General features: G+C 45.8%; 11 protein-coding genes. 4 read left to right on the top strand and 7 right to left on the bottom strand.

What is annotated here, in order from left to right:
- Positions 1–235: 235 nt before the first annotated feature.
- From CJF29_RS05385 to CJF29_RS05370, 4 genes are all read left to right on the top strand, one after another.
- A complete protein-coding gene (locus tag CJF29_RS05385; RefSeq protein ID WP_099146376.1) occupies positions 236–3,493 on the top strand; it encodes a SusC/RagA family TonB-linked outer membrane protein in 3,258 nt (1,085 codons plus the stop codon).
- Positions 3,494–3,503: 10 nt separating this feature from the next.
- Positions 3,504–4,982: a SusD/RagB family nutrient-binding outer membrane lipoprotein gene (locus tag CJF29_RS05380; protein WP_004296736.1), complete on the top strand. Its 1,479-nt coding sequence runs from the start codon at positions 3,504–3,506 to the stop codon at positions 4,980–4,982.
- A gap of 69 nt (positions 4,983–5,051) precedes the next feature.
- Entirely contained in the window at positions 5,052–5,609 is a 558-nt protein-coding gene (locus CJF29_RS05375; RefSeq protein ID WP_004321758.1) for a hypothetical protein, read from the top strand.
- Between the two features lie 3 nt (positions 5,610–5,612).
- Positions 5,613–7,049, top strand: a complete 1,437-nt coding sequence (locus CJF29_RS05370) for a calcineurin-like phosphoesterase C-terminal domain-containing protein (protein WP_099146375.1) — start codon at positions 5,613–5,615, stop codon at positions 7,047–7,049.
- A gap of 121 nt (positions 7,050–7,170) precedes the next feature.
- Here CJF29_RS05370 and CJF29_RS05365 read toward each other — a convergent pair whose 3' ends face one another.
- The 7 genes from CJF29_RS05365 to CJF29_RS05335 all read right to left on the bottom strand — a co-directional run bounded on the left by CJF29_RS05365 (position 7,171) and on the right by CJF29_RS05335 (position 18,063).
- Entirely contained in the window at positions 7,171–8,379 is a 1,209-nt protein-coding gene (locus CJF29_RS05365; RefSeq protein ID WP_004306867.1) for a multidrug effflux MFS transporter, read from the bottom strand.
- A 103-nt stretch (positions 8,380–8,482) separates the two neighbouring features.
- Positions 8,483–9,262, bottom strand: coding sequence for a hypothetical protein (locus CJF29_RS05360; protein ID WP_099146374.1), 780 nt, complete (start codon positions 9,260–9,262; stop codon positions 8,483–8,485).
- 574 nt (positions 9,263–9,836) lie between these two features.
- On the bottom strand, positions 9,837–10,952 hold the full coding sequence (locus CJF29_RS05355) for an acyltransferase family protein (RefSeq protein WP_099146373.1): 1,116 nt from the start codon (positions 10,950–10,952) through the stop codon (positions 9,837–9,839).
- A 21-nt stretch (positions 10,953–10,973) separates the two neighbouring features.
- The gene (locus CJF29_RS05350) at positions 10,974–12,602 is read right to left on the bottom strand and encodes a beta-N-acetylhexosaminidase (RefSeq protein ID WP_004296726.1); all 1,629 of its coding nucleotides are present in this window, start codon (positions 12,600–12,602) and stop codon (positions 10,974–10,976) included.
- A gap of 20 nt (positions 12,603–12,622) precedes the next feature.
- Positions 12,623–15,133 (bottom strand): family 20 glycosylhydrolase, encoded by a 2,511-nt coding sequence (locus CJF29_RS05345; RefSeq protein ID WP_099146372.1) that lies wholly within the window; start codon positions 15,131–15,133, stop codon positions 12,623–12,625.
- A gap of 38 nt (positions 15,134–15,171) precedes the next feature.
- Positions 15,172–16,554, bottom strand: coding sequence for a DUF5016 domain-containing protein (locus CJF29_RS05340; protein ID WP_099146371.1), 1,383 nt, complete (start codon positions 16,552–16,554; stop codon positions 15,172–15,174).
- Positions 16,555–16,587: 33 nt separating this feature from the next.
- Complete coding sequence (locus CJF29_RS05335) at positions 16,588–18,063, bottom strand: RagB/SusD family nutrient uptake outer membrane protein (protein WP_099146370.1); 1,476 nt, start codon at positions 18,061–18,063, stop codon at positions 16,588–16,590.
- Positions 18,064–18,068 lie beyond the last annotated feature (5 nt).

Below are 18,068 nucleotides of genomic sequence, written 5' to 3'. Positions count from 1 at the left end.
ATCTTTTATTATTAGATTATTAGACACGGATTACGCGGTTCTTTTATTAACTAAAACCGTGTAATCCGTGCCTCCATTTATTTTATTAATTTGTATTTATCGCACAACACAGATTGTTAACAGATCTGTAATACTATCTTAATCTGCCTTGCATTCCTTTGCACCGTGAAACAAAAACACGGGTGTGAATAACTTTATTTCATTTAATAAATTAAAAGAAGCAAGGTAAAAGATTATGAAAAGAAACAAATGGCTGCTTTCTCTGTCGATTGGGCTCTTGTGCTGTGGCTCTGCATACGCACAGACAACAGTGAAAGGAAAAATCACAAGTGAAGGCGGGGAACCGTTAATCGGGGCTACCGTAGCTGTGAAAAACTCGACAGACGGCACGGTGACCGACATCGACGGAAACTACTCCCTGAAGACTAAGAAAACATTGACTCAAAAGGATTTGCTTGTATTCAGTTATGTGGGATATAAAACGCTACAGAAGAACTATGCAGGCAATACGATGAACGTAAAACTGGCGGAAGAGTCGCAACAACTGAATGATGTGGTGGTGACTGCCCTGGGGATCAAACGTGAAGAAAAAGGATTGGGATATGCCACGGAAACCGTGAAAGGGGATATGATTACGAGTGCCCTGCCCACCAACTGGTCGACGGCACTGAACGGCAAGGTAGCCGGATTGAGTGTTATCTCTTCCGGTGGTCCGCTTAATTCGAGCCGTATCTCGCTGCGGGGGGACGTCTCGCTGAACCAGAACGGAAACGACGCATTGGTGGTAGTGGACGGTGTACCGATGAGTAGTCCGATGACCAATCCGGGTGTTGCCTACGGTGCAGGTTCAAACAGCGAACTTTCCGTGGACTATGGTAACGGATTCTCCGACATCAATCCGGATGATATCGAAAGCATCCAAGTATTAAAAGGGGCCAGTGCGACAGCCTTGTACGGTACGCGTGCAGCCAATGGCGTGATTATGGTGACTACCAAATCGGGAGCGGGTGCACCCAAAGGTATCGGTGTGTCTTACAGCGGTAACTTCAGTATTGACGATGTGATGAGATGGCCCGATTACCAGTATGAATTCGGACAAGGATTGCCGAGCAATATCGGTCCGGCAGGTTCTATCTACGAAGGCCAGCCCTATTACTCTTACGGGAAAGCGGAAGACGGCAGTTACGCAAGCACCAGCGGAACCAGTAGCGCCTACGGAGCACGTTTCGACGCCAACAGGTTGTTCTACCAATATGACCCCGTAACGCAGGGACGCGCTTCTGTTGCCACCCCTTGGGTAGCGTACAAAAACAACCGCAAAGATTTGTTCCAGACAGGATACACCCTGACCAACTCGGTAGCCTTGACCGGAAAATCCGACCGGGGCAGCGTACGGGCATCCATCACCCACACTAAGAACGAATGGATTCTCCCCAATACAGGTTTCCAGCGTATCACCGCCATGGTTTCCGCCCAACAGCAGATTTCGAGGGCACTGCGCATTAATTTCAAGTCGAGTTATACGTACCGCAAGCTCAACAACACGCCTGCACTGGGATATAACAGTAACTCTATCTCCTACTTCCTTATCTTCCAGAATCCGAATGTCAACCTCGACTGGTTGCGTCCGATGTGGCGTACCGGACAGGAAAATGTGAAACAGCTCCAACCGTACAGTTCCTTTATCGGAAACCCGTATGTCATTCTATACGAATCTGAAAATCCTTCGGAGAAACACAGTAATGTATCATCCGTTTCTGCCAATCTGCGCATCAACAGTAAATTCGATTTCATGATCCGGTCCGGTATCCAGTTGTCAGCAGACCAACGCGAACAGCATCGTCCTATCAGTGACGTGGTTTTCGGAAACGGTTTTTTCAAGAAGCAGAATGTGTTCGATTATGAATTAAACAGCGATGCTTTATTTACTTACCATGATTCATTCGCCAACGGATTGCGTGTCAACGCTTCGGCAGGTGGAAACATGATGCAACAAAGCTACGATATGTTGGCTGCCTCGGTGGTAGGATTGATTACGCCGGGAGTATACAAACTGGCAAACGGTGTTTCCAACCCGAACGTGCAGACGGTTATCAAAAAGAAAGCGTTGAACAGTCTTTATTTCACGGCCAATTTCTCGTATAAGGATAAACTGTTTCTCGATGTCACCGGGCGCAATGACTGGTCGTCTACCCTGCCGAAAAGTAACCGTTCTTTCTTCTATCCGTCGGTCAGCGTCAGTGCAGTGATGAACGAGTGGTTCACGTTGCCGGAACAGATCAGTCTGTTGAAAGTGAGAGGTTCGCTGGCACAGGTCGGCAACGACACAGACCCTTACAAGACATCGCCCTATTATGGCACGAGCGATTTCCCCGGATCGGCCATCGTATCTTCTACGCTCTATAATCAGGATTTCAAACCGGAGATTTCGACCAATTACGAAACGGGATTCGACTTCCGTATGTTTCACAACCGCATCGGACTCGATTTCACGTTCTATTATAACCGCACCAAAAACCAGATTCTGGATGCTCCGATGGACCCGACCACAGGTTACCGCAAAGCTACCATCAATTCGGGATGCGTCCGCAACCGCGGTTACGAAATCCAGTTGGACGTTACTCCGGTAGTCAGCAGGGATTTCCGATGGAATGCTACTTTCACCTGGTCTAAGAACGAGAACCGGATTCTCTCACTGGCGGAAGGGGCGGATGAGAACCAGTTAATCAGCAGTATCGGTAGTGTGTCTATCATCGGACGTGTGGGTGGAACTACGGGCGATCTCTGGGGATATAAACTGGTACGCGACCCGGAAGGAAATGTGGTCATCAACGACAACGGATTGCCCGAACGTTCGGGAGAGATCGAATACGTCGGCACGGCCTATCCGAAATGGAAAGCCGGACTGTACAATGAATTTTCTTACAAGAACTTCACGCTTAGCGTCCTGCTCGACGGACAGGTGGGAGGTAAAATGTACTCGCACTCGCACCACAAAATGACGGAACAGGGAAAACTGCAACATACCCTGAACGGACGTCTGCCGGGAACGGAATTTTATATGTCGAAAGACGACCCGCGCATCGCTGCCGCCGGACTTTCACCACAAGACGGGATGTACATGATTGCTCCGGGAACAGTGAAGAACGATGACGGAACTTACTCGCCAAACACCAAAGTGGTGACCGTGGAAAGTTATTATAAGGAATATTACCGGATGGCCAATGTGGAAACTAACACGTTCGACACTTCATTCCTCAAGTTGCGCGAAATGAGACTGGAGTACAAGTTGCCGAACAGCACACTGAAGAAAACACCGTTCAGCAAAGCATCGGTGGCACTCTACGCACGCAACCTGTTCTGTATCACTGACTATCCTCTGTTCGACCCCGAATCTGCCGCCCTCAACGGAAGTTCGATGGTGACCGGTGTGGAGACGGGCTCACTGCCTACGGCACGTACTTTCGGACTGAATATTAACGTATCTTTTTAAACACTGACTTATGAAAACCAATAAACTTTTCAAAAATATAGTATGGGGAATGACTTTGTGCGGAGCTCTCTGCACGACTTCCTGCACCAGCTTCGACGAACTCAATACAGACCCCACCCGCATGGATGAGGTGAATCCCGGCACGCTGCTCAACCCGATTTTATACGAAACATCGGTCTACAACTGGAAACGCTACAACAGCTATACCTACGACCTGATGCAATGTGCCGTATCTACCAGCAGCACCAACGGTGTGGGATGGTGGTATATGACGGACAGCGAAGGAGACGGCACATGGACTACTTATTATAAATGGATCAACAACGCCAAAGAGATGATGCGCCTCACCGGAAAATTGCCGGAAGCCTCCAAACAACCCAACTACGATGCTATATCGCTGACTTTGCAATGTTGGCTATACCAGATTCTGACGGATGCCTTCGGTGATATTCCGATGAGCGAAGCCTGCTCCGCCGACGAGGGAATACTTGCACCGAAGTTCGACACCCAGCAGCAGGTGTACCAACAGATTATCGACAATCTGAAAACAGCTAACGAGTTGTTCGACAAAGCTAACGGGTTGATCTACAACCAATCGGGCGAAATGTTGTACAAGACGTCCAAAGGGGATGCAACCGGTATTTTGAAATGGAAGAAGTTCTGCAACTCGCTCCGTCTGCGTGCACTGCTCCGGGTGATCGACGTGCCGGAATTCAACGCGAAACAGGAGCTGCGTACCATGCTGACCGATCCCGCCACTTACCCGGTATTCGAATCGAACGATGATGCTGCCCTGCTTGCCATCAGCGGAACTTATCCGGAGGAAGCTCCGCTCACCCGTCCACAGGATTTCACTTCTTATGTTCAGATTTCAGAGTTCTTTGTTAATCTGCTGAAAGGTTGGAACGATCCCCGTCTGCAGGTGTATGCAACACAGGTCACTCTCCCCGACCAGACTAAAGATTATGTGGGTTTGCCCAGCGGTTATCAGACGTTGCCTTCAATCACTGCTTCGGGACTGAATCAGGAAATGGCGAAGGCACCTATGAAACTTGCCATGATGCCTTATGCCGAAGTGGAATTCATCAAAGCGGAATTACTGAAAAAAGGAGTGATCGACGGAGGAAGTAGCGCTGCCAAAGAGGCTTATCAGAAGGGAGTGCAGGCGGCTATCGAACAGTGGGGACAGAAAATGCCTGACCATTATTTTGAAAATCCGGAAGCTGCTTATGATGATACGCTGGAACGAATCATGAACCAGAAGTTTGTCGCACTGTTCTTCTGCGATTATCAGCAGTGGTTTGAATATAACCGTACCGGTTTTCCTGTGTTACCTGTGGGGCCCGGCATCGCAAATGCTAATAACAAAATGCCGAAACGCTTTAAATATCCATCTGCTCTGCAGCGTACTAATCTGAAGAATTATCAGGCGGCTAAAGCGAACATGGGAGGCGATGACTTCCATATCCGACTGATGTGGCAGCAATAAATGAATGTGTCGGTCACCAAGATTGCGGCAATAATCATCATTTCAATCAATCTTTAAAATTCAATGAATATGAAAAGAATAATCAGTATGGCTGTTGTGTTAGTTATAACGATGGCAGCAACGGCGCAAAAAGGAGAGCTCGCCATGAACGAGAATATCTCCGGAAAAGACCATGTTTCCAAAAACGAAAAAGAAGCTACTCCCGTAGGCAAAAAGCCGAAAGCGGCGTTTATATTCGACGTGTATGGAGAAATCCCGACTACCAAACCAGTGTTTGAAGCGGAACATTATCTGGGGAGTGACATTACCGGAAAATGGAATACTTTCATCCAGAATTATACGCATGAGTATGATGTAACAATCGGATTTACGGATTCTTCGGTCGAAATTTTGAAGCCTTCTATTTACAAGGCGGTTAATAAGGTGAATAAATATTATAAGAAGGCATTGAAGAAAGAAGAGGTGAGCCGGGAAGTTGCTACATTCAACATGGGTCATATTCTGGATTGCGCCAATGTGATGTGTTTCGATGATAACAGCAAGTCTTTTGAGGAGGCTCTCAAGTCGGCAGATGAACCGGAAGAAATTATCGCATTATTCAATCAGGTTACTTTAAGAAAGTTATAAGCAATGAAAAAGATCAATTTTAGAAAAACGCTGTTTGCAGCGGTTTTGCTTTTCCAGCTGAACGCTATTGCCGCCTTTGGTCAGACGGTGGTGAAAGGTAGTGTGAAAGATAATACAGGTAAACCCATCAGCGGTGTAGTGGTGACAGACGGGGCACATTTCAATACGACTGATGCAGAAGGAAATTATGTTCTGAACACTGATCCGGCACGTTATCCAATGGTTTACATCTCTACTCCGGCAGCGTATGAGCTTCCTTCCAAAGAGGGGGTAGCCGATGGTTTCTATCAATATCTGGATGCCGGGAAAAGCGAGAACCAATATGACTTCGTATTGACTAAACGGCAGAAACCGGTGGATGAATTTGTCTACATCGTCCTTTCCGACCCGCAAGTGAGAAACGAAAAGCAACTGGACCGCTTCCGCACGGAAACAGTGCCCGACCTGAAACAGACTGCCGACTCACTAAAGAACTTCGAAATCGTCGGCATGGGACTGGGGGATCTGGTGTGGGATGCCATGAACCTGTACGCTCCTTACCGGCAAGCGGTGTCCAACTTGGGAATGACGATGTTCCAACTGATGGGAAACCACGACTTCAACCTGCTCTACAAATCTATAACGCAGACGGATCATCCGGCGGATGGTTATGGGGAACAGAATTATTATCAGTCATTCGGCCCGGCTAACTATTCATTCAATATCGGTAAAGTTCATGTGATAGCAATGAAGGATATTGATTACGACGGCAACAAGAAATACACGGAACGCTTCACGCCGGAAGATTTGGACTGGTTGAGAAAAGATTTAAGTTATGTGCCTAAAGGAAATATCGTGTTCCTGAACGTTCACGCTCCAGTGGCTAATAACACGGTAGCTGCGGGGGGAAATGCGCGCAACGCCAATGCGCTTTTCCAACTGTTGAGGCCTTACCAAGTACATATTTTCTCCGGACACACGCACTTTTATGAAAATCAGTTGCCCGCCCCTACCATTTACGAACATAATATCGGAGCGGCCTGCGGCGCATGGTGGGCAGGACACGTGAATCGTTGCGGAGCACCAAACGGTTATCTGGTGGTACAAGTGAAAGGTGATGATGTGAAATGGCGTTACAAGGCAACAGGGTGTTCGCCGGACTATCAGTTTCGGCTTTACCAACCGGGAGAGTTTGAAAGCCAGAAAGACTATGTGGTAGCCAATATCTGGGATTGGGACTGGACGTATACGGTAAACTGGTACGAGGATGGAGTGTTGAAAGGTGCTATGCAGGCTTTTGACGATGAGGATCAGGATTATATCAATATGGTAAAGGGAAAGAAAACGGGTTATCGCACACGTCATCTTTTCCGTGCACAGCCTTCTAAAGATGCAAAATCTGTCAAGGTGGTGGTTAAGAATCGTTTCGGGGAGATATTCACGGAAGAGATAAAACTCTAGTTTTATTTCAGTCTGTTTATACTGGTAGTAATTATAATTATACTGGTAGTAAATTATAAAAGTCATGAGGGAGTTTAAGCTTTAACTTCCTCATGACTTTTATTTTTGAAACAATCTCACTTTAACGGAAAATCCGGCACATTGCTACTTTCATCGGTACTTTCCTCATCGCCCATAGTGCACAAAGCAGGGAACAGATGGCGCAGACCACAAATGTAACTCCGGTAGATACAAGGATATTTCCCAAGCCGACCAACGGAGAAACAATACCTCCGGAAGCAAAACAGAGTGCTCCCAGCAGGGCGGAAGCTGCTCCGGCGTAACGGCGTTCGCTATCCATCGCCAAGGTAGTGGAGGAAGTAAAGGTCAGTCCCATTGTGAAAAGTAATGCGAACATCAGCAGTTCATAGGTCCAGAAGCCGCATCCGTTATACAAGGCAATCATCACACAGACGGACAGGCACAACATACCGATGCATCCGGTCAGCGTCCCAGTTTCAGGTTGGCGGAATTTCACGGAGATAGCTGCTGCCACCCCGATAGCTACCGCATTCACCGCGAAGCAGATACTAAATGCAAAGGGGGAAAATCCGTAATGTTGTTGCACAATAAAAGGTGAGGAAGCTATGTAAGCAAAGAGGATGCCTTGTGCAAACGCCAGTTGCAGAACATAGAGCATGTAACGGGGGTTATGAACGATTGCACCGAAGTTACGGAAAGTAGAAACGATTCCCGTCTTCGAGCGTTTCTCTACGGGAAGTGATTCTTTAAAACGGATGCAGCCTATCCACAGCAGTACGCCAATAAACAGCAATATCACAAAAATCCCTTTCCATCCGATCGTCCCGGTCACCAACCCTCCGACTACCGGAGCTGCCACGGGAGCCACTCCATTAATCGCGCCGATCACGGCCAGCATCTTGGCCAGTTCCTTCCCCGAAAACTTGTCCGTAGCCACCGAACGGGATATGACAATACCGCCTGCCCCTCCGATTCCCTGTATCAACCTCAATGTGATAAACGAATAAATGTCCGGCGCAAAAAGACAGAATACCGTAGACACGATGAACAGTATCATCGAGACGAGCAACAACGGACGCCTGCCATATTTATCACTCAATGGTCCGAAAAAGATTTGTCCCAATGCCAGCCCTATCATGCTGGTGGTAAGTCCCAGTTGCACCATCGACGAGTGGGTAGAAAAATAGTCTGCCATTGCTGGCAGACTAGGCAAATACATATCCGTTACAAAAGGTCCGAACGCTGACAACATACCGAGTAAAATCAGCAAAAACACCTTTGAGTTCTCCTTATTTATTATTGCAGTCATACACTATTGATTAAAATTCGACTGCAAAGGTATCGGTTTTCTTTTATTTACTTATAGGCTTAATCAGAACAAAAAAGGAGCTTTTCAAAACAATTTTTCTTATTTAGTCGTATAGCTTCACCTTACGATCCATGTTATACCGTATCTTTACTTCAAATGGAATATAACGGAAGTTGTGTTCACGCAACACTTCCAGAATATTCGCCTGCGGATGAGCGTTCATATAGAGATTTAGTTTCTGCACATTACCCATAACCAGTTTTTTATTCCACAGATCGACAAATGAACGCAAAGGCAACAACACATTCCGGTCTCTCCGGCGCAGTCCTCTGCGGTGCAAATGATATACATACCCCGTAATCGGATATTCACGGGGTGCAAGGACGGAAAGTGACCTCTTCTCATTCATCCGGTCCATTATCTTCTGTTTGTTCTGTACATCCGGCAACATTCCTTCTTCCGCACAGATTTTTTCAAGAATGACATTACGCACTTTCAACGGACTCCAACACTCTTCGCCATTGATTTCAGCGGCTTTAATGGTACAACACAAAGCAAAATGATCGCTATCCGACAAGCACACATCTACTCCTCCCAACCCTTTCCGATGAAAATAGAGTTGTCCGAAACGTCCGGATTGCATCTGCCATATTTCCGCATCTGTTTTCGGATCAAGCATGCAGTGCATATTCGAATCAACATAAGGATGCTTTGCTTTCCGGTTCACATAGTAGATTTCAACTTCTTTGGGCAGAATCTGCAACCCACTACTGATGTTGAGTTGATAATCCTTTAATAACGCCTCATTAATCTGCTGCAACAAGGGAGCATGACTACCGGTTGTTTCCAGCAGTGCATGTACCATTTTTTTTATATTCTCCATATACAATACATTTATTGTTTACGTATTAATCCGGCAATAAATATACAAAAAAACGATGATTCAGGCAAGGGGGATATTGGTTATAAGCAAGTGTACATACAAGCACTAAAACATTGAAATGCAAGCAAATAACAAAAAGTTAAATTTTAAAAAAGAAAGAAATACCTAGCTAAAAAGAGACTATTATGTACTTCCATTTTATCCATTAAAAGCTTCGGTTTAATTCATCATAACAAGTACATCTCCGACCTGAATATTGTACATATTTCCGACAATCCGAGTACATCATTGCCCTTATTCGAATAGAAAACAGGTATCAAGATGAAACCAAGATATTATCAAAAGGACATTTGTTACAAGAACAAAATGGATGATTTCCATAGTTGGGGTGTAGCAGTGCAAAGTTGATAATCCTATTTTCACTACAGAAAATTCTAACTTCTACTATTAATTAAATTTCTTTTCACTTTATGAGCAAAAAGATATCAATAGAGTTTATGCCATCCGGCTACGAAAACAAACTGTCGTAGCTATCCGGCATAAACTCTACTTTTTCAAACCTGTCACCGACCTCTTATATCTTTATAAAAATTTGCTTTTTGTACAGCACCCATACAATTAGATAATTGAATCCGATAAACAGAAGGCCGTAAATCAGAGAGGCCAGATGAGCATCGGGAAGAACGCTCCAAATGGAAGTGTAAATCTTCTCCTGCAAGCTACTCTCCCCAACCGTAATTACCTCCAACAAAGTAGCTAACACACCGGCCACTATATAAATAAACAATGGATTCGTACCAAAAACATGGAAAGGATATCCCCATTTCTGCTTTTTACGAATATCAATCAGCCAAGTGAGAAACACAAGAAACAAAGAGGCAAAGCCACAAGTCACCAGAACAAAAGTCGGACTCCATACTTTCTTATTCAACGGGCAGCCGTAACTCAACAACCATCCTGCAAACAAAAGAGCAATACCCAGTATGGAGATCTGCAACAGCCGGTGATGGATTTCAGTCTTCTCCCGCAAAATATTTCCGCAGAAATAACCGATAATCACTTGCGCAATGCACGGCAAGGTACTCAACAGGCCTTCCGGGTCGAAAAAGATACGCCCGCCATCCGGCAACCACTCCCGATACAAATGGGCTTCTCCGAATAGTGTGCGATCTGTAACGGCAATAATATTCTGTTCGGAAAGTTCAAATCCGTGTCCCAAAGCCAGCAAGATGGAATAACCTGCCAGAATGATCCCGGAGATCCATGCCAGATTTGCCGGACGCCGGACACCCACAATCAGCAAGGAACCAAAGAAATAAGCCAATGCCAACCGCTGCAACACTCCCAGAATACGTATGTGCGAGAAAGGTTGTTCTACTCCTGTGCACACCAACGAGAACCAGGAAAGAAAAAGTCCCAACAAAAACAAGATCACCGTGCGCCGTACCAGTTTGATGATAAAACCGCGACTGAAATGATGATCGAACCGGGATAAGGCAAAACTCATGGAAACGCCCATTATAAACATGAAGAACGGGAAGACCAAATCAGTCGGAGTCAGTCCGTTCCATTCGGCATGTCGCAAGGGTGCGTAAATGGATTCCCATGTTCCGGGGTTGTTCACCAAAATCATTCCGACAATGGTGATTCCCCGGAGTATATCTAATGAAAGTAAACGTTCTGATTTCATATTGTTCTTAGTGTACCGGGATTAAAGAAATCCCGGTTTGGTGAAATAGAATCCATTCGCATTCAACCATTTAACATGCCATTTCAGGCGATTGGTAAAATCAATCCAGTTACGGCTACTTCCCCACGCCAACTCCGAAAATGCTTGAAGAGAGGGAAACACGTGCTGGCCAAACTTCCGTTCATTAGGAATCATCTCCGTCCATACACAAGCCTGGAAGCCTAATACATTTTGCTTCACGATGCCGGGAAACTGGGGTTCGAACTCGAAGTTATACAAAGAGCTTAATCCTTCGTCTGAAGGCGTTGCACTCAAATAGAAACGGGACCATTCCATGAATATAATCGGATAACCTTTCTGGGTAATCTTTCCCGGCTGATCGGGCAGCCAGTCACGCCAATAAGTATAAATCAAATCCTGTGGCTCTTTTTCAAGAAAAGCATCGTCCCATCCCATCACTTTCTTGCCTTTACCCTTCACATAGTTCGTCATAATCTTCACAAAACGGTTTTGCAGTTCATCCACTTTCTGATAACCTTCCTGCTGCATCAATCGCTGACAAACTTCACACTGTTCCCAGTTATCTTTCTCCACTTCATCTGCTCCGATATGGAAATATTCCGAAGGGAAAATCTCGACCATCTCATCAATGATGGACTGCACGAACTGATAGTTCTCCGGGCGCGAGGGACAGATAGGATAAGAGAATTCTTCTCCCCATCCGGCTTCTCCCGTGCACGACAACTCGGGATAGACTTTGATAGCCGCCGAGAAATGACCTGGCATGTCAATTTCGGGTACAATATCGATCCCTCTTTCCAACGCATAACTTACCAAACCTTTCATCTCTTCCTGCGTATAATGACCGCCATATTGAGAACCGTTTCTCACGAAACGGGGATCTATCTCATAGTTATAATCCTGTTGGGAAAGTTCTACGCATCTCTTGTCATATTCGTCAAAGTCGCGCCAGCTGCCTTCCTGCGTCAGCAACGGATATTTTTTCACTTCAATGCGCCAACCCTGATCGTCCGTCAGATGCAAGTGAAGCTTGTTTATCTTGTAGAAAGACAAACAGTCTATCACCTTTTTCAGATAATCAACCGTAAACATGTGGCGGACTACATCGATATGAAATCCGCGCCAATCATATTTGGGAGCATCTTTTATATCGACCATCGGAAGATATTTAGCACTTCCGGAAGTGAAGAAATTTGCTTGTTCGAGCGCTTGTCTCAATGTCTGGATTCCCCAGAGAAGTCCGGTTTCCGTTGAATAATAAACGCAGGCTCCCTCTTTGGTAACGGTGAGCCGGTAAGCCTCTTTTGCCAAATCCGATTCCTGTTTCACACGGATAAAGGCACGATCGTTGGAGGCATCACTGACGGAAAGAGAAAGTTTCTCTTCCAGGGTGGATTTCAACAGTTGCGACGTGGAAGCCGGAATGTTCTGGCTGACAGTCACATTCTGCGGAAGAGAGACAACCGATTCTTTATAATCGACTCTTTCCGGCAAAGGCATCACCGACAGGCGGGTGGGCACTCGCTCCGGGTAGTTCGCGTTATCATTATCATTGCACGACAACGATGTGATCGCACCTATTCCCAACAAGAATAATATTCCGGTTCTTTTTATCTTATCATAGTTCATAACTTATCTACTTTTGTGGATTAATCTACTTTGAGAGTGCTTGTTACACTCTCTTTATTTAAATGAAACAGTTTCGCTTTCACAACGGAAGCATCACAGGCTACGGGAGCTTTCCAAAGTTCCGAACGAAGGGTCGGTTCCGTGCCATCGGTCGTATAGCGTATTTCGCCTCCCCGGATAGGGGTACTGGCATGGAGTTGCCCTTCTTTGATGCAAAGTCCGGGATGAGGTAAACGGAAATTGATACTTCGGGACGCCCAGTGAGGCATTTCTTTCTCACTCACTTTGGAGTAGAACAGGCCCAGTTCTTTATTGAAAGCCTGACGTTCTTTCTCTCCTGTTAAAGTGCTCCAGGCGGGAAAAGCGTTCCAACCGCGTTCCACCAATCCGAGGATTTTGGGGAAGGTGTAATATTCCACCCATTCAAAATCACGGATGGTTTCAGCAAATAATTGTGCCTGCACTCCCTGGATATGTTCCTTTCCGGAAGCGGTCAAAGTCGTTTTTCCCTTTCCTGCGATGTCCGGATCGACCGGATTGCCTGCCATATCGGTACGCGAAGAACGATAAATGCTATATGGAAGCATGGAGAAACCTTTGGACTCGTCGACATATCCCGCCCACGAGAGACCTCTTTCGTCGGGATGAGCGTCATAGGCCAAATCCAGATAGAAATTGTTCACGTTGCAGAGAATCACCGGATATCCTTTGTTAGCTATCTGGTAAGGTATTTCATCCGCTTCCCATTCAGGAACCGTATTCCAGCAATACACTCCTGCTGCAAGTTGGTTCAAATGCCGATCGGTTGTTTCCGGATGTCCCAACGCTACTTCCTGCCAGCCGCTGAATTGCAAATGATGTTGTTGCAGATAGTCTGCCATCTTCGTAATATAGTATTCAGACAGTTCGTGGGCACTTGTCATCCCGTTTTCATCCATAAACGTCCGGCAGACAGGAGAACCCATCCAGGCTCCTTCGGGTACTTCATCGCCACCTAAATGAATCGTAGTCAAAGGTACCTCCGCTTCCTCATACATGGCTATCAACTCACGAATCACTTTTTCCATAAACCGGTATGTAGAAGGCAATGCTACATTCATGACATTATCCGTATAAGACTGCGCGGAAACATAACGGGAAGTGTCTTGTGCGTCACTTAATAAATATTCGTTGGCCTTTTCAGGGGCAGTATTCACATACTTATGATAGCGCGCTTTCATGGACACGATTGCCGCACGGGCATGTCCCGGAGACTCAATCTCCGGAATCACACGCACATGTCTTTGAGCTGCATAACGCAATAAATCGATAAATTCTTCACGGGTGTAATATCCGTTGCCGGAGGTAGCTGCAGACGGATCATAGTTGCCATCGTAGCCCGGATATAAACATTCCAGTTCATCCGTGGTATGTCCCCGGCGTGCGCCAACCGAGGTCAATTCTTCCAAGCCGGGAATCTCCAGACGCCAGCCTTCATCATCCGAAAAATGGAAATGCAGTACGTTCAGTTTATAAGAAGATATTACATCTACCAGCTTTTTCAGATGTTCAACAGTCGTAAAGTTCCTGGCAATATCGAGCATTTGCCCGCGATACGGCAAATCGGGATAATCGCGGATGGAGAGAGCTCCCAAACGGAACGGCTTTTCCTGACCTTTCAACAGGGAGAGCAAGGTTTGCGTCCCATTGAAAATGCCATGTGAAGTGGAAGCTGAAATATTTATCAGCCCGTTTCCCGTATCAATCCGATAATATTCGCCGTTCACTGCTGTTTCCCGTTCCGGCAAATAATCCAGATGAACTGTTACCGGTGCTTCGGATACAACTTCCAGGCCATGGATGGTTGCCAGCTTTTCTTTCAGTAATTCAGCTTCGTTGGCAAAATCGGGATGGAAAGTCAGTTTTACTTTATTTTCTATAGCAAAACCCTCTTTGCCGGTAGCCGGCACCGCTTCTTTCACTGACGGAAAAATATCAGTTTGCTGCAACTGGGCTGTAGTCTCCAACGCCAAATTCGAAGCATATATCTTATCAGGTGCGGGATACCAGTCTTCTGTCTCCATTCCTTTCAGCGGCTGTATGGTCAGTCCGACAGGCAAGGGAATACCTTGCTTACTGCCTGACTGACTCACCCAGTAAGTGCCTTCGGGAGCATGTGACATTTTTTTCAATCCGTTGGTACAACAGAATTTGACGGTCAACGAATCTCCCGGAGCCAGTGGTTGAAAATTTTCTGCCGGATACATCCGGAAGAAGTTCGCATTCACCACTTCCACTTTGACCGGAGCAGACTCTTCCTGCAGAATCTCACGAGGCAGCTGCGAATAATAGATGATCCAATCCTTTCCTAAAGGAACATCTGAGATGTTCTTCAGGACAAATGAATTCTCATAGTAACCGGGCTGTACTTCCACAGCTCCCATCTTCCAAGTCAATGACACGGGGGCTTTCGCCCCGTCAGTCGATTTACAACCGGAAATGACCAGCAGGAGGCACAGACTTCCCCATATTGTATATAGCATATTTCTCATAGGCTTTCCTGTTTTTCTATATATCATTCTTTTAGGTATTAATCACTCAATCGTTCGATGTGCAAAGTTTCTTTGCCTACTCCCTGCGAGGCGTCGAAAGTCAGACGATAATAGCCGGGAACGAAACCGTCGCCACTCGTTATTCCATTGGAACCAGATAGTTCAATTCCATCCGTATCACCGGACAATGAACCCTCTTGCAGTAGCATGCCTTTATCTTTATTCCATTGCAAATCGCTGTAAATTTCAATTTCGAAGGATTCCCATTCATGAGTGTTACTCAAATACACGGTGGTCTGGTATTTCTGTTCACCGATTGACACAATATATCCTAACTGTGATATGTCTTCCAAATTCCAGCCTCCACTATTATATGCTTCATTCCAGACGGGTGCGCATGTAAATCCGTGTCCTACCAGCCAGAAGCAAGTGGGAGCCGTATCACCCATCCGTGCCACCCAGATATAATTATACTTAGAAGAATAATAGATCTCCCAGGTTCCTGATTTGCGCAAGAAGGTAAACTTGCCATTATTCGGATTATAGCTAAAGAAGTCGCGATTGTAAGCGTGTTCCACATCTTCAAATCCACTCATTTCGAACTCTTCCCCCTGCGTAAAGCTAATCTGTGCACGGAAAAATCCCTCACTGGCTATCAACTCGGTTTCTTTAATTTTCAGGTTCTTTTGGTAGCCGACTACTCCCAGTTCAAAAGTCATCACATTGAAAGTGATTTGTTCGACAAACCAATCCCGGTAATCAAAAGCAAAGCTGGGTCCCGACGCTTCAATAAGGACTGCCGTATTGCTTGCTTCGGCAGCTCCCCAAATCAGTTTTGCATCATCCAATGATGCTGTGGTTGAGATCTTTCCGGATAGCTCCATCGGATAACCCTCTTCCGAATCGGAAACTTCCGTAAGGTACAGGTAAGGATTGTCCTCACTCCGGGTCATTTCTACCACCTCACCGTTATAGTGAAGATAAAGCACTTCGGGAATCTGCGGACGGGTTATATGGAAATCAAATGTTTGAGTGACTTCACTACCTTCCACATTAATGGCTGTCAGAATCACCTTCGCTTCCTGATTCTCTTCAAGTCCGGCTTCAAACGGGATATAAATCCCTTTTTCAACAATCGAAACATCAGTGCCTTTCGTACGGATCGACTGCGAACTGACCAAAGTTTCACCTGTCATCAATTTCACTTCCAGCGTAGACAAAGGAGTCTGCGGATCGTGAATCTTCACAGAAAAATAAAGAGAATCGGCAGCAGGTGTCTGATCGGTAGTTGAGAATTGCAGTTCCGATATTTCGGGACACGAATATGGATACGTCACCCGGCCATCTTCTTCGCTGCATGAAGCCAGCCAACAAACAGTCAGCCCCAGCAGCCATAAAAACAGATTATTGTGTTTCATCATTTTTTCTTTTAAAGTTTTACGTTCCTCTTTTCATTAATAGCCTTCATTTTGAGTCAGATTGGTGTTCTTATCTTTCTCTCCTTGAGGAATCGGCCACAACTGCCGAAAAGCCTGCAAACCTGCAAACAGCAATCTGCCGTCTTTGTCTTTATGCTTCTGCATCACTTCCAGCAAACGATCATTGCGTACCAGGTCGAACCAGCGTTGACCTTCCATATACAACTCTAATTGGCGTTCGTTCTCTACCGCCAGGCGTCCTCTGGCCTGCCCCATATTTTCATCTAAAGAAGAAGGAGCAAAACCGGCACGTTCTCTAATACTATTTACAATCCGGATGGCTTCCGGGGTGCGGTCCAACTCTACCAGTGCTTCGGCTTTCAACAGCAGTATATCTGCCAACCGCATCAAAATGATATTGGAAGTCTTCTCGCGAATCTTATAAGACAACGGGTAACTGTCTGCCGGCCAATAGGTATCATAAGGCACTGATTTCCAAAGAATACTGGATGCATAACGGGTATCTTTCTCTTTGTCAAATTTAGCAACCAGATCATGAGTAGGTGTACAATAACGTCGCCAGGTTACTGATCCGTCATCTTCTTTCAGCAATACCCAGTAAGCCCAGTTGGGTGCATCGGAGGTGTAATAGACTTCAAAGATGCTTTCTGAAGAAAATTTCTTGTCGGGTTGCCACAACTCGTCAAAATTGCTGACCAGCGTATAGCCTTCTGCTATTACTTTGTCACAAGCCTCAACCACTTTGGTATAGTCGCGTGTTGATTTCTCCCCTCTCGTTGCTAACACTTTGGCACGTAAGGCATAGGCTGCTCCCTTAGTTGCCTGGAAAATTCCTTTATTCTTGCTTACCAGGTAACGAATGGTATTTTCTTCATTCAGGTCGTCCAGGATCTGGTCATATATTTTATCTGTGGCAGAACGTTCCGGATACATCACCGGATACCATTTATCGAGGTTTTCGGCTGTAATGGTCGGAATCAAATCCAGCACCATCGGGGCATCACCCCATAAACGGACAATATCAAAATACGCCCATGCCCGCAAGAACTTGGCTTCTGCAATAACACGATTACGTTCTTCTGCTACGGTAGAAGTAGGATCCATCATCTTCGTATTTTCAATCACACTGGTTGCAGTGCCCGCCATCGAATAATACTGTGACCAGACCAGTTCTACTTTATAATTGGTAGAGGTCAGTTTCAACAAATCAAACTCCTGTTCGGCCACACCATCTCCGCCGATATAACAATTATCGGACTGCACATCTCCAATAGTATAATTTTCCGACTGGAATATATCTGCTTTAAAACTCTCATACACACCCTGCAACTCGGCCTGTGCATCTGCCAGACTTCCATATTTAGACTCCTGATCTTCCGTTCCGGTACCTTCCTGCATAAAATCCGATTGCGGTTTCTCATCTAGGAAACTACTGCATGAAACGACTAATGTACAGAGTACGACATACACTAAATTTATTATGTTTTTCATTTTTG

Origin of the sequence: Bacteroides celer (assembly GCF_002632415.2) — a bacterium.
Taxonomy (GTDB): Bacteria; Bacteroidota; Bacteroidia; order Bacteroidales; family Bacteroidaceae; genus Bacteroides.
Note: the sequence above shows the minus strand (reverse complement) of the source record. Positions and strands in the feature narration are given on the sequence as shown.

Excerpts from the sequence above, each read along its gene's own strand:
- CJF29_RS05385 (WP_099146376.1), top strand. The coding sequence starts at position 236 with ATGAAAAGAAACAAATGGCTGCTTTCTCTGTCGATTGGGCTCTTGTGC.
- CJF29_RS05380 (WP_004296736.1), top strand. The coding sequence starts at position 3,504 with ATGAAAACCAATAAACTTTTCAAAAATATAGTATGGGGAATGACTTTG.
- CJF29_RS05375 (WP_004321758.1), top strand. The coding sequence starts at position 5,052 with ATGAAAAGAATAATCAGTATGGCTGTTGTGTTAGTTATAACGATGGCA.
- CJF29_RS05370 (WP_099146375.1), top strand. The coding sequence starts at position 5,613 with ATGAAAAAGATCAATTTTAGAAAAACGCTGTTTGCAGCGGTTTTGCTT.
- CJF29_RS05365 (WP_004306867.1), bottom strand. The coding sequence starts at position 8,379 with ATGACTGCAATAATAAATAAGGAGAACTCAAAGGTGTTTTTGCTGATT.
- CJF29_RS05360 (WP_099146374.1), bottom strand. The coding sequence starts at position 9,262 with ATGGAGAATATAAAAAAAATGGTACATGCACTGCTGGAAACAACCGGT.
- CJF29_RS05355 (WP_099146373.1), bottom strand. The coding sequence starts at position 10,952 with ATGAAATCAGAACGTTTACTTTCATTAGATATACTCCGGGGAATCACC.
- CJF29_RS05350 (WP_004296726.1), bottom strand. The coding sequence starts at position 12,602 with ATGAACTATGATAAGATAAAAAGAACCGGAATATTATTCTTGTTGGGA.
- CJF29_RS05345 (WP_099146372.1), bottom strand. The coding sequence starts at position 15,133 with ATGAGAAATATGCTATATACAATATGGGGAAGTCTGTGCCTCCTGCTG.
- CJF29_RS05340 (WP_099146371.1), bottom strand. The coding sequence starts at position 16,554 with ATGATGAAACACAATAATCTGTTTTTATGGCTGCTGGGGCTGACTGTT.
- CJF29_RS05335 (WP_099146370.1), bottom strand. The coding sequence starts at position 18,063 with ATGAAAAACATAATAAATTTAGTGTATGTCGTACTCTGTACATTAGTC.